14 protein-coding genes are annotated in these 12,234 nt (G+C 67.7%); 7 read left to right on the top strand and 7 right to left on the bottom strand.

The window, feature by feature from the left end; genetic code table 11:
• Nucleotides 1-39: 39 nt before the first annotated feature.
• The gene (gene aroC / locus LXB15_RS15785; protein ID WP_233949346.1) at nt 40-1,134 is read right to left on the bottom strand and encodes a chorismate synthase; all 1,095 of its coding nucleotides are present in this window, start codon (nt 1,132-1,134) and stop codon (nt 40-42) included.
• Between the two features lie 207 nt (nt 1,135-1,341).
• Between aroC and LXB15_RS15780 the strand changes: the two genes are divergently transcribed.
• On the top strand, nt 1,342-1,590 hold the full coding sequence (locus tag LXB15_RS15780) for a DUF1344 domain-containing protein (RefSeq protein WP_233949345.1): 249 nt from the start codon (nt 1,342-1,344) through the stop codon (nt 1,588-1,590).
• A 15-nt stretch (nt 1,591-1,605) separates the two neighbouring features.
• On the opposite strand, the gene LXB15_RS15775 is transcribed toward LXB15_RS15780, so the two are convergent.
• The 4 genes from LXB15_RS15775 to LXB15_RS15760 form a co-directional block, all read right to left on the bottom strand.
• Complete coding sequence (locus tag LXB15_RS15775; RefSeq protein ID WP_233949344.1) at nt 1,606-2,199, bottom strand: histidine phosphatase family protein; 594 nt, start codon at nt 2,197-2,199, stop codon at nt 1,606-1,608.
• A gap of 13 nt (nt 2,200-2,212) precedes the next feature.
• Nucleotides 2,213-3,037 carry an enoyl-ACP reductase FabI gene (gene fabI, locus LXB15_RS15770; protein WP_233949343.1) on the bottom strand — a complete coding sequence of 275 codons (825 nt, stop codon included), beginning with the start codon at nt 3,035-3,037 and terminating at the stop codon, nt 2,213-2,215.
• Nucleotides 3,038-3,136: 99 nt separating this feature from the next.
• On the bottom strand, nt 3,137-4,087 hold the full coding sequence (locus LXB15_RS15765) for a DnaJ C-terminal domain-containing protein (RefSeq protein WP_233949342.1): 951 nt from the start codon (nt 4,085-4,087) through the stop codon (nt 3,137-3,139).
• Nucleotides 4,088-4,207: 120 nt separating this feature from the next.
• The gene (locus LXB15_RS15760; protein ID WP_233949341.1) at nt 4,208-4,627 is read right to left on the bottom strand and encodes an RT0821/Lpp0805 family surface protein; all 420 of its coding nucleotides are present in this window, start codon (nt 4,625-4,627) and stop codon (nt 4,208-4,210) included.
• A 76-nt stretch (nt 4,628-4,703) separates the two neighbouring features.
• Between LXB15_RS15760 and pdxH the strand changes: the two genes are divergently transcribed.
• Nucleotides 4,704-5,324 (top strand): pyridoxamine 5'-phosphate oxidase, encoded by a 621-nt coding sequence (gene pdxH, locus LXB15_RS15755; protein WP_233949340.1) that lies wholly within the window; start codon nt 4,704-4,706, stop codon nt 5,322-5,324.
• Between the two features lie 43 nt (nt 5,325-5,367).
• Here pdxH and tldD read toward each other — a convergent pair whose 3' ends face one another.
• Both tldD and LXB15_RS15745 read right to left on the bottom strand, forming a co-directional pair.
• Nucleotides 5,368-6,783: a metalloprotease TldD gene (gene tldD / locus LXB15_RS15750; RefSeq protein ID WP_233949339.1), complete on the bottom strand. Its 1,416-nt coding sequence runs from the start codon at nt 6,781-6,783 to the stop codon at nt 5,368-5,370.
• Nucleotides 6,784-6,885: 102 nt separating this feature from the next.
• Nucleotides 6,886-7,401, bottom strand: a complete 516-nt coding sequence (locus LXB15_RS15745; RefSeq protein WP_233949338.1) for an invasion associated locus B family protein — start codon at nt 7,399-7,401, stop codon at nt 6,886-6,888.
• A 376-nt stretch (nt 7,402-7,777) separates the two neighbouring features.
• Here LXB15_RS15745 and coxB point away from each other — a divergent pair, with 376 nt between their 5' ends.
• The 5 genes from coxB to LXB15_RS15725 all read left to right on the top strand — a co-directional run bounded on the left by coxB (nt 7,778) and on the right by LXB15_RS15725 (nt 12,171).
• Nucleotides 7,778-8,737 carry a cytochrome c oxidase subunit II gene (gene coxB, locus LXB15_RS15740; protein WP_233949337.1) on the top strand — a complete coding sequence of 320 codons (960 nt, stop codon included), beginning with the start codon at nt 7,778-7,780 and terminating at the stop codon, nt 8,735-8,737.
• Between the two features lie 25 nt (nt 8,738-8,762).
• Nucleotides 8,763-10,364 carry a cytochrome c oxidase subunit I gene (gene ctaD / locus LXB15_RS15735; protein ID WP_233949336.1) on the top strand — a complete coding sequence of 534 codons (1,602 nt, stop codon included), beginning with the start codon at nt 8,763-8,765 and terminating at the stop codon, nt 10,362-10,364.
• Nucleotides 10,365-10,475: 111 nt separating this feature from the next.
• Nucleotides 10,476-11,420 carry a heme o synthase gene (locus LXB15_RS15730; RefSeq protein ID WP_233949335.1) on the top strand — a complete coding sequence of 315 codons (945 nt, stop codon included), beginning with the start codon at nt 10,476-10,478 and terminating at the stop codon, nt 11,418-11,420.
• Nucleotides 11,420-11,554: a hypothetical protein gene (locus LXB15_RS20980; RefSeq protein WP_255696607.1), complete on the top strand. Its 135-nt coding sequence runs from the start codon at nt 11,420-11,422 to the stop codon at nt 11,552-11,554. The genes LXB15_RS15730 and LXB15_RS20980 overlap by 1 nt, the downstream gene beginning before the upstream one ends.
• Entirely contained in the window at nt 11,551-12,171 is a 621-nt protein-coding gene (locus LXB15_RS15725; protein WP_233949334.1) for a cytochrome c oxidase assembly protein, read from the top strand. Before LXB15_RS20980 ends, LXB15_RS15725 begins: the two co-directional genes overlap by 4 nt.
• The last annotated feature ends 63 nt before the right edge of the window (nt 12,172-12,234 follow it).

Raw genomic sequence — 12,234 nt, 5'->3', positions numbered from 1 at the left:
ATAGGCAAGACCTCGATCCGCCCGGCGACCCGAGGTCGATCAGATGCGTCCTGTCTGGCCGCGATGACGCAGATAGTGATCGGCGATGGCGCAGGCCACCATGGCTTCGCCGATCGGCACCGCGCGGATGCCGACGCAGGGGTCGTGCCGCCCCTTGGTCATGACGTCGACCTCGGCGCCCGCCGCGTCGATCGAGCGCTTCGGCGTCAGGATCGAGGACGTCGGCTTGACGGCGAAGCGCGCCACCAGCGGCTGGCCGGTGGAGATGCCGCCGAGAACGCCGCCCGCGTGGTTGGACAGGAACTGCGGCTTGCCGTCCGGGCCGATCCTGATCTCGTCGGCGTTCTCCTCGCCGCTGAGCCGCGCCGCCTCGAAGCCGTCGCCGATCTCGACGCCCTTGACCGCATTGATCGACATCAGGCCGGCGGCGATGTCGGCGTCGAGCTTGCCGTACACCGGAGCCCCGAGCCCCGCCGGCACGCCCTCGGCGACGACCTCGACGACGGCACCCACGGACGAGCCGCGCTTGCGCACCGCATCGAGATGGTCGGCCCAGAGCCTGGCGGTCTCGGCGTCTGGGCAGAAGAACGGATTGCGGTCGATCTCCTCCCAGTCCCAGCGGCTGCGGTCGATGGCGATGGCGCCGATCTGCACCAGCGCCGCCCGTACCGTCAGCCCCGGCACGATCAGCCGGGCGATGGCGCCGGCGGCGACGCGCGTCGCCGTCTCGCGCGCCGAGGAGCGGCCGCCGCCGCGGTGGTCGCGGACGCCGTACTTGATGTCGTAGGTGATGTCGGCGTGGCCCGGCCGGTAGCGCTGGGCGATGTCGGAATAATCCTTCGACCGCTGGTCGACGTTCTGGATCTCCAGCGCGATGGGGGTCCCGGTAGCGACGAGCTCGCCCTCTGCCTCGCCCGGCACGACGCCGGACAGCACCCGCACCTGGTCCGGCTCCTGGCGCTGCGTCGTGTAGCGCGACTGCCCGGGACGGCGGCGATCGAGGAACGCCTGGATGCCGGCTTCGGAAAAGCGGATGCCGGGCGGCGTCCCGTCGACGACGCAGCCGATCGCCGGGCCGTGGCTCTCGCCCCAGGTTGTGACGCGAAACAGATGGCCGAACGTGTTGTGGGACATGAAACTCCGCCGGGTGGAAGCATAGTGGCAAGACCGCGATGTAGGCCTTCCGGGACGAAACGGTCAAATGCAACCAAACGACATACATCGTTAAGTTTTCCGCGCCACTTCCGACACAATCCCGTCCGACCTTGCGATTGTGCGGGCGACAGACCCGCAAGGCGCGGCTTCGGTGGATACGGGCGGCGGTCGCAGGAGGGCAGTTCGATGACCAGGCAGATACTCGCTTTTTTCGCCAGTTCGGTGCTGACGGTCGCGATGCAGATCCCGTCGATGGCCCAGGAGGTCGACGGCACGATCGAGTCGGTCGACCGCGAGCGGGCCGAAATCCGCCTCAGCGACGGGCTGACCTATCTGCTGCCGGACGGCTTCAATTTCGATGGCGTCAAGCCGGGCATGGACGTGGTGCTGATCTATGACGAGCAGCATCCGCTCGGCACGATTCGCCTCGTCTGACCGGCGCCATCCGTCCTAGACCCAGGCGATTTCCCCGTCCTGCCAGCGCAGGATCCGGTCCTGCGGCACGCCGAATCTGGCCGCGGCATCCGGTTCGACGTTGCCGTAGCGGCGCAGGAAGCTGCGCGTGACGCCGCCATGCGCGACGATCAGGGTCGGGCCGTGGAGTTCGTCGAACACCGGGGCGACGCGCCGGGACAGCATCTCGTAGCTCTCGCCCTTCGGCCCGGGCGGGACGAAATTCCACTTGCTCGCCTTGCGCGCGGCGATCCGCTGCGGGTCGCGGGCGGCGATCTCGGCCAGCGTCGAACCCTGCCAGTCGCCGAAATGCAGCTCCACCAGCCGGGGCTCGCGCTCGAAATCGTCGGGGTCGAGGCCGAGCTTCTCGCGGATGATCCGCATCGTCTCGACGGTGCGCGACAGGGGGCTGGCCATGAAGCGCAGCGCCGCGGCCCGCTCGCCCAGCACGTCGCGCAGATAGACGCCGTTGCGTGCGGCCTCCGCCCGGCCGAACGGCGTCAGCTCGATGTCTTCCTGTCCCTGCAAGCGGCCTTCGAGGTTCCACGCCGTCTGGCCGTGGCGGCACAGATAGAGCAGCGGCAGGTTCACCCCCGCGCCCGGCTTACGGCAGGTCCTTGACGACGGAGATGTCCGGCGCGTCGACCGCCTTCATGCCGACGGTATGGTAGCCGGAATCGACGTGGTGGACCTCGCCGGTGACGGCAGTCGACATGTCGGAGAGCAGATACAGCGCCGACTGGCCGACCTCATCGATCGTCACCGTCCGCTTCAGCGGGGCGTTGTACTCGTTCCACTTCAGGATGTAGCGGAAGTCGCCGATCCCGGATGCCGCCAGCGTCTTGATCGGGCCGGCCGAGATGGCGTTGACCCGGATCTTCTGCTTGCCGAGGTCGACCGCCAGATAGCGCACCGAAGCCTCCAGCGCCGCCTTGGCGACGCCCATGACGTTGTAGTGCGGCATCACCTTCTCGGCGCCGTAATAGGTCAGCGTCAGCATCGAGCCGCCGTCGGTCATCAGCTTCTCGGCCCGCTGCGCGACCGCCGTGAAGGAGTAGACCGAGATCAGCATGGTCTTGGTGAAATTGCCCTCGGACGTGTCGACGTAGCGGCCGGTCAGCTCGTCCTTGTCGGAAAAGCCGATGGCGTGCACCAGGAAGTCGAGCTTGCCCCACCGTGCCTCGAGACCGGCGAACACCGCATCGATGCTGGCGGCGTCGGCGACGTCGCAATGGCCGGCAACGAAAGCGCCGAGCTCGGCGGCGAGCGGCTCGACGCGCTTCTTCAGCGCGTCGCCCTGGTAGGTGAGGGCGATCTCGGCACCCTGTTCTGCCAGCGCCTTGGCGATGCCCCAGGCGATCGAGCGGTTGTTGGCGACGCCCATCACGAGGCCGCGCTTGCCGTTCATCAATCCGGTTGAATGAGCCATGGCGCGAATCTCCCGGACCTACTGCGATGGGTAGTTTGGACGGCGGCGGGTATGGCACAGCCCCGCCGGGCCATCAAGCGCAGTGGCCGCAACGCTCCGTCAGCCGGCGGCGGCTTCCTGCTCGGCGCGCTGGCGAAACAGCGCCTCGAGTTCGGGATCGTGCTTCGGCAACTCGACCCGCACCGAGACGAGGAGATCGCCCCGGCCGCCGGCCTTCGTCGTCAGGCCCTTGCCCTTGAGGCGGAATGTCTTGCCGGAGCTGGTCCAGGGCGGGACCCGGAGCGACACCCGCCCGTTGACGGCCTCCACCTCCACCTTGCCGCCGAGGACCGCGGTCTGCAGTGGCAGCGACAGCTCGTGCACGAGGTCGCGCCCGTCGACGCGGAAGCGCGGATGCGGCACGAAGCTGATCGTCACCAGCGCATCGCCCGCCGTGCCGCCGGGCAGCGGCGAAGGCTGCCCCTGGCCCTTCAGGCGGATCGTCTGGCCATCCTCGACGCCGTCCGGCAGGCGGATCGCAAGCCGCTTGCCGTTCGGAAACTCCGCTTCGACCTTGTCGCCGGCGATGATGTCCTCGAGCCGCACGGCCAGCCGCGCGTTGAGGTCGGCGCCCTTCGACGCGGCGTTGCGTGCGGCGGTGAAGCCCGCGCCTTCCGCGGCGCCGCGCCGGCCGGCACCGCCGGAAAATGCCTGCTCGAAGAAGTCGGAGAAGATGCCCTCCGCGCCGAAATCCTCGCCCCGGCCGGAGGTGCGGAACTCGAATCCGCCGGGCCGCGCGCCCCGCCGGGCGCCGCCGAACGGATCACCCGAGAAGCCCTGGAACTTCTGCTTGCCCTCCGCGTCGATCTCGCCGCGATCGAACTGCGCCCGCTTCTCCTTGTCGCCCAGGATCTCGTAGGCCTGGTTGGCCTCGTTGAAACGGTTGATGGCGCTCGGATCGTTGGCGTTCGCGTCTGGATGATACTGCTTCGCAAGCTTGCGGAAGGCGGACTTGATCTCCTTCTCGCTCGCCGACTTGGCGACGCCGAGGACGGCGTAGGGGTCGCGCATGTGGCAAGAGGTCCTTCAACTAAGACAATGGCATTCGGCACGCGGTGCGGAACCGGTGCGCGCTGTGCGACTATATGGAACGGGCCGGCCGGAAATTTAAGGCCTGTCGCGCGAGGCTGCTCAGCTTCCCGCTTCGTTGAAGCTGACCAGCGCCCATTCGCCCTCGCCGACCGTGCAGGCCTCGCCATGATAGAGGGCGATGCCGTCGAAGCGCTGGCGCGACGTCTGGAAGCTGCGGCAGATGCGCGGCCCGTTGCGCACTTCGCGGATCGCGGTGAGGACGCCATTGGCGCCGGTCTGCGGATTGGCCCAGGCGTGCCGGACCTCGCCGCCCGTGATGTCGGCGGTGGAGACGGCGTTGCGCACGGTGCGTTCGTCGGAGGCAAGTTCCGGGTTCGGCCGGGCGGCCGGCTCGGGGCGTTCGATCGACCCGGTGAACAGCTCGGCGTCGACCATGTCGCCGAGACCGGGGCCGGATACGACACAGCCGGAAAGCCCGACGGAAAGAACGCTGGCCGCGAGGAGGTAGAATCGTGCCATCGATCTCTTATCTGTTGCCGCGCTACGCCCGCTTGCGAATCAGCGGGCGTTCCCCATTGCAAGGAACATAGCGAATATGGCGAGCGAAGCCTTAACCCTTGGTGAAAGACCCGTGGGAGACGACCCGTTCGGGCTGTTCGCGCAGTGGCTGGCGGAGGCCGAGGCGAGCGAGCCGAACGATCCCAATGCCGTTGCCCTGGCGAGCGTCGACGAGACCGGCCTGCCGGACGTGCGGATGGTGCTGCTCAAGGATTTCGACGCAGCGGGCTTCGTCTTCTACACCAATTTCGAGAGCAGCAAGGGGCGCCAGCTTCTCGCGTCGCGCAAGGCGGCGATGTGCTTCCACTGGAAATCGCTGCGCCGTCAGGTCCGGCTCCGCGGCCCGGTGGAGATCGTCAGCGAAGCGGAGGCGGACGCCTATTTCACCTCGCGGCCGCTGGGCAGCCGCATCGGCGCCTGGGCCTCGGCGCAGTCGCGCCCGCTCGAGAGCCGGGCGGTGCTGGAGCGGCGCGTCAGCGAACTCGGCGAAAGCTATACCGACGGGACGGTGCCCCGGCCGCCGCACTGGTCGGGCTTCCGCCTCGTGCCGCAGCAGATCGAGTTCTGGCACGATGGCGCTTTCCGGCTGCACGACCGGGCGCTGTTCACCCGCGAAAGCGCGGCGGGCGCGTGGCGGATCGAGCGGCTCTATCCGTGAGTGACGGCGGCGGCACCCGGCCGAGGGTGCCGCGCCTCGGGCCTCAGGTCTCCGTCCCGCCGACGGTCACCTGGTCCATGCGCAGATGCGGCTGGCCGACGCCGACCGGCACGCCCTGGCCGTTCTTGCCGCACATGCCGATGCCGGTGTCGAGCGCGACGTCGTTGCCGATCATCGACACGCGGTGCATCGCCTCCGGCCCGTTGCCGATCAGCATGGCGCCCTTCAGCGCCTCCGCCACCTTGCCATCGCGGATCCGGTAGGCCTCGGTGCAGCCGAAGACGAACTTGCCGGAGGTGATGTCGACCTGGCCGCCGCCGAACGAGACGGCGTAGATGCCGTCCTTGACCGAGGCGATGATCTCCGCCGGCTCGTGCGGGCCGGCGAGCATCATCGTGTTGGTCATGCGCGGCATCGGCGAATGGGCGTAGGACTGGCGCCGGCCGTTGCCGGTCGGGTCCACGCCCATCAGCCGGGCGTTCTGCCGGTCCTGCATGTAGCCGACGAGCTTGCCGTCCTCGATCAGGACGGTGCGGTTGGTCGGCGTTCCCTCGTCGTCGATGGTCAGCGAACCGCGCCGCTCGGCGATGGTGCCGTCGTCGACCACGGTGACGCCTCTGGCGGCGACCTGCTGGCCCATCAGGCCAGAGAAGGCCGAGGTCTTCTTGCGGTTGAAATCGCCCTCCAGCCCGTGGCCCACCGCCTCGTGCAGCATCACCCCCGGCCAGCCCGAGCCGAGCACGATGTCGAAGGTGCCGGCCGGGGCGGGGACGGCGCTCAGGTTGGTGCGCGCCTGCTGCAGCGCCTTGTCGGCGATCGCCTGCCAGTTCTCGGGGACGAGAAACTCCGCGAGCCCGGTGCGGCCGCCGGCCCCGAACGAGCCCGACTCCTGCCGGTCGCCGGCGCCGCAGACGACCGAGACGTTGATCCGCACCAGCGGCCGGACGTCCTTCACCAGCCGGCCGTCGGCCCGCAGGATCTCGACCGTCTGCCATTGCGCGCCGAGCGTCGCCGAGACCTGGCGGACGTCGTCGCCCTTGCCGCGGAGATAGGCGTCGATCTCCTGCAGCAGCTTGACCTTGGCCTCGAAGCCCGGGGAGGGGATGGGGTTCTCGTCGCCATAGAGCCGGCGGTTGGTGCCCGCCGGCGGCTCGGCATAAATGCCGCGATGTCCGGTCTTCACCGCCGCGACGGCGCCCGCCGCCCGCTTCAGGGCCGCCTCGGAAAAATCCCCGGCATGGGCATAGCCGACCGCCTCGCCGGCGACGGCGCGCAGGCCGAAGCCTTGGTCCGTCGAGAAATTGCCGGATTTCAGCCGGCCGTTGTCGAAGCCCAGCGATTCCGACTCGCGATATTCCAGGAACAGCTCGCCGTCATCGGCGCCGGCCAGGGTCTCGCCGAGGATCGCATCGATCTCGGCGCGGGAAATGTCGAAGCGCTCGATCAGCGACGTGGTCATGGGGACTCCTCGGATGGCGTGTGGCTGCGCAGATATGGTCGCGCGGCCGCCCTGCCAACCGTCCCCGACGCGACGTGCGTCACGGGCAGGGAGCCGGATGGCTCACGGAAGCGCGGCGAAGCCTTCCTTGAAGCCGGTGAGGTCGACCGGGATGCCGATCCCCTGCTCGGGGGTCTGGAAGACGATGAAGGTGGCCGTCTTGCCTGCCGACAGCGTCGTCAGCAGTTCGTCGGCGAGGATCACCTCGGCATAGCAGCCGTCCTGGAAGCAGCGGACGAACTGTGCGCGGCCGATGTCCTTGCCGTCGACATAGAGGCCGAGCCCGTTCGGCAGCAGAATGCCGAGCGGGGCGAGGATCCGCAGGATCCGCGCCTGCTGGTCGGCGGTCTTCAGCGCGACGATGGACAGCCCGACCTCGGGCCGGTCCTCGGCCACGACGTTCTGCAGCAGCGCGCATTGCTCGCCGGTCGCCCCGGCGGGCTCGTCGCACACCACGGCCCAGGAGCCGTGCTGCGATTTCACCGTCCCCGTGGCCCCCGACTGGGCGGCGGCCGGGAGGCTCGAGCCGAGGCCGGCGATGACGAAGGCCGCCAGGAGGGGCCGAAGGAATCTGGTCATGGGAAAAATCCGAATCACGCGCTCGTTTCGATGTGGCGCGGGCATGGTAAACAACTGCTTATCGCACGAGGCGGCGGGACGTTTCGAGAGGCGGCCATACATCGCTGGCGCGAGCCTAGCACGAGACCGCGGTCGCTTGCAGGCCCTTGCGGCCCAGCCGCACCGCTCGCCGCCGGCAGGTGGCGGAAAGTTTCGCGATTTTGTCGCAAGCTTATGACGCTTCTAAGATGTTGCGGCGGGCCGGGTTTCGTGGTTTGAAGCGGTGGACTGCCAGATATATTCGTTTTCTGATATATGTAGGCATGCGGGCCTCGGTGTCTGCCTGCCGCATTTCATCGATGATCGAGGGCTGCCGCGGGTGCGACAGATGGAGATAATGCGAGTGAGACGATCGTTCTTCGCCGCTGCGGCGTTTCTGGGAGGGGCCGGCGTCGCGTCGGCGCAGGAGCGCGCCGTGATCCCGGGGCAGCCGCACGAGTGGCAGATGGGGCTCCAGGAGGCACTGTCGCCGATTGAGGCGCAGATCCACTGGTTCAGCAACTACACGCTGGCCTTCATCATTCCGATCACGGCTCTCGTCGCCGCGCTGCTCGCCTGGTGCATCTACCGCTACGCCGCGCACCGCAATCCGACGCCGTCGCGCACCAGCCACAACACGACCATCGAGGTCGTGTGGACGCTGGCGCCGGTGATCATCCTGCTGTTCCTGGCGGTGCCGTCCTTCCAGCTCCTGACGTCGCAGTACAACCCGCCGCGCGAACCCGAGCTGACGATCAAGGCGACCGGCTACCAGTGGTACTGGGGCTACGAGTACCAGCTCGCCGAGGCCGTTGCTGCACCCGAAGCTCCCGCCGACGCAGCAGCCGAAGCTCCCGCCGACGTCGCGGTCGCGGCCGAGCCGGTGTCGTTCGAATCCTACCCGCTGCTCGAGGATGACCGCGACGGTTCCGGCAAGGAAGACCGCGCCGTCTACCCGCATCTCCTCGCCGTCGACAACGAACTGGTCGTCCCGGTGAACACCGTGATCCGCATCCTGTCGACCTCCGCCGACGTGATCCACGCCTTCGCCCTGCCGTCGATGGGCGTCAAGGTCGATGCCGTGCCCGGCCGGATCAACGAGTACTTCATGGAGCCGCTGCGCGAGGGCATCTTCTACGGACAGTGCTCCGAGCTCTGCGGCCAGGCCCACTACAACATGCCGATCGCCGTGCGCGTGGTGTCGAAGGAACAGTTCGCCACCTGGTACGCAGCCGCTGCCGCGGACCTCGAGGGCGCCAATGCCGCGTTGACCGCAGAGATTCAGACCGCCGGCGCTGTCGCCGTGGCCGGCCGATAAACACAAGGGTTCGAGGGAGATCGACATGGCTTACGGAGCCACTCACGACGCCCATGGCGACCACAAGCCGACCGGCTGGACGCGCTGGGTCTATTCGACCAATCACAAGGACATCGGCACCCTCTACCTGATCTTCGCGATCTGCGCGGGCATCATCGGCGGTGGCCTGTCCGTGGCGATGCGCATGGAGTTGCAGGAGCCGGGGCTGCAGATCTTCGGCGATCCGCAGATCTACAACGTGTTCACCACCGGCCACGGCCTCATCATGATCTTCTTCATGGTCATGCCGGCGCTGATCGGCGGCTTCGCCAACTGGATGGTGCCGATCATGATCGGCGCCCCGGACATGGCGTTCCCGCGGCTGAACAACATCTCCTTCTGGCTGCTCGCCGTCTCCTTCCCGCTGCTGCTTTTGTCGATGTTCGTCGAGGGCGCGCCCGGCGCGAACGGTGCCGGCACCGGCTGGACGATGTATCCGCCGCTGTCGACCGTAGGCCATCCCGGCCCCGCGGTGGATCTGGCGATCTTCTCGCTGCACATCGCCGGTGCGTCGTCGATCCTCGGCGCCATCAACTTCATCACCACCATCCTCAACATGCGCGCGCCGGGCATGACCCTGCACAAGATGCCGCTGTTCGCCTGGTCGGTGCTGGTGACGGCCTTCCTGCTGCTGCTGTCGCTGCCGGTTCTGGCGGGCGCCATCACCATGCTGCTCACCGACCGCAATTTCGGCACCACCTTCTTCGATCCGGCCGGCGGCGGTGATCCGATCCTGTTCCAGCATCTGTTCTGGTTCTTCGGTCACCCGGAGGTCTACATCCTGATCCTGCCGGCCTTCGGCATCGTCAGCCACATCATCTCGACATTCTCCCGCAAGCCGGTCTTCGGCTATCTGGGCATGGCCTACGCCATGGTCGCGATCGGCGTGGTCGGCTTCGTCGTGTGGGCGCACCACATGTACACCACGGGCATCTCGCTCAACACGCAGCGCTATTTCGTCTTCGCCACGATGGTGATCGCGGTGCCCACCGGCATCAAGATCTTCTCCTGGATCGCGACGATGTGGGGCGGGTCGCTGTCCTTCAAGACACCGATGCTGTGGGCGATCGGCTTCATCTTCCTGTTCACCGTCGGCGGCGTCACGGGCGTCAAGCTCGCCAATGCCGGCATGGACCGAGTGCTGCACGACACCTACTACGTCGTGGCGCATTTCCACTACGTGCTGTCGCTGGGGGCGGTCTTCGCGATCTTCGCGGCCTGGTACTACTGGTTCCCGAAGATGACCGGGTACATGTACAACGAGACGCTCGGGAAGATTCACTTCTGGATGACTTTCGTCGGCGTCAACATCCTGTTCTTCCCGCAGCATTTCCTCGGCGCAGCCGGCATGCCGCGCCGCTACGTCGACTACCCGGAAGCCTTCGCGGGCTGGAACTTCGTCTCCTCGATGGGCTCCTACATCTCGGCCGTCGCGGTGCTGGTGTTCCTCTACACCGTGTTCGAGGCATTCTCGAAGAAGCGGGTCGCCGGTGCCAATCCGTGGGGCGAGGGTGCGACCACGCTCGAGTGGCAGCTGCCGTCGCCGCCGCCCTACCACCAGTGGGAGACGTTGCCGCGCGTCAAGTGACGCGGCCTCCCGCCCATGACGGGCGGGGGATATGAGCAGTGGCTGCCGTCTTCCGGGACGGCAGTCAGCCGGACCGGATGAACCGGTCGACCGGAGCAGTCCGAGGTTGAATTGACGTTTCTCGATGCCACCAGCACAGCGTCCGCTTCCGAGCGGGTGAGCCTCGCCGAGCCGCGGGATTTCCTGGCGCTCCTGAAGCCGCGGGTCATGTCGCTGGTCGTGCTGACCGCGATCACCGGCCTGGTCATCGCTCCCGGCCACCTGCATCCGACCCTGGCCTTCATCGCCATCCTGTCGATCGCCATGGGCGCCGGGGCGTCCGGCGCGCTCAACATGTGGTACGACGCCGACATCGACCGGCTGATGACCCGTACCGCGCAGCGGCCCGTGGCCGCCGGCCGGATCGCGCCCGAGACCGCGCTCGGCTTCGGCGTCGGCCTCTCCTGCCTCTCGGTGATGATGCTGGGGCTCGCCACCAACTGGTTCGCCGCCACGCTGCTCGCCTTCACGATCTTCTTCTATGCCGTCATCTACACGATGGGCCTGAAGCGCCGGACGCCGCAGAACATCGTCATCGGCGGCGCCGCCGGCGCCTTTCCGCCGATGATCGGCTGGGCCGCCGTCACAGGCGGCGTGGCGGTCGAGAGCATCGTCCTGTTCCTGATCATCTTCCTCTGGACGCCGCCGCATTTCTGGGCGCTGGCGCTGTTCAAGCTCAAGGACTACGGCAGCGCCGGCGTGCCGATGCTGCCCAACGTCGCGGGCGAGCGGGCGACCCGGATCCAGATCTTCGTCTATTCGCTGATCCTCGTGCCGGTGGCGGTCGCCCCGTGGCTGCTCGGCTTCGCCGGCCCAGTCTACGGCATCGCCGCGATCGTGCTCGGGGCCAACTTCCTGCGCCACGCCTATGCGACGCTGAAGATGGCCGACGGCGATCCACGGATGGTTCCGGCGAAGAAGCTGTTCGCCTTCTCGATCTTCTATCTCTTCGGGCTGTTCGCCATCCTGCTCGTCGAGGGTCTTGTGGACGGCATGGTCACGACGGGCGGACTCTGATGGGCGAAGACGGCATCCGGCTCACCGAAGCCGAGCAGAAGGCCCGGCGCAACCGCAACGTCGCGATCGGGATCGTGCTGGTCGCCCTCGTGGTGATCTTCTATTTCGTCTCGCTGGCGAAGATGTCGGCATGAGCGCGACCCCTCCTCCGCTGCCCGAGCGGGCGGCCCGGCGCGGCAGGATCATCGCCGTTGCCTGCGCCGCCTTCGCCTTCGGCATGGTCGGCGCCGCCTATGCCTCGGTGCCGCTCTACGAGCTGTTCTGCCAGGTCACCGGCTATGGCGGGACGACGCAGCGGGCCGAGGGGGAGTCCAGCCGCGTGGCGGATCGCTCGATCGTCGTGCGGTTCGACGGCAACGTGTCGCCCGGCCTGCCATGGCGCTTCGGGCCGAACGAGCGCGAGATCACCGTCAAGCTGGGCGAGACCCGGCAGACCAGCTTCCACGTACGCAACGATTCCGACCGGCCAGTGACCGCGCAGGCCACCTACAACGTCACGCCGGACGCGGCCGGGCTGTACTTCAACAAGATCGCCTGCTTCTGCTTCGACAACCAGACGCTCCAGCCGGGCGAAGAGATCGACATGCCGGTGGTGTTCTACGTCGATCCGGACATCGTGGAGTCGGAGGAGCTGCGGAACGGCCGGGCGATCACCCTGTCCTACACGTTCTTCCCGCAGGACGGGGGTCCGGAGCCGGTGGCGGCAGCGCCGGAGGGCGGCGCCACGGGGGCACCGTCGGACAATCTTTGACGGCCCGCGCCGGGCGCCGAAGCGCCGGGGCGGGATCTTACGCTAGCTGGAGTTTGCCGCCGA

Origin of the sequence: Aurantimonas sp. HBX-1, from assembly GCF_021391535.1 — a bacterium.
In the GTDB taxonomy this organism is placed as follows: domain Bacteria; phylum Pseudomonadota; class Alphaproteobacteria; order Rhizobiales; family Rhizobiaceae; genus Aurantimonas.
The sequence above is the reverse complement of the archived record's forward strand: the minus strand, read 5'-3'. Positions and strand labels throughout refer to the sequence as shown.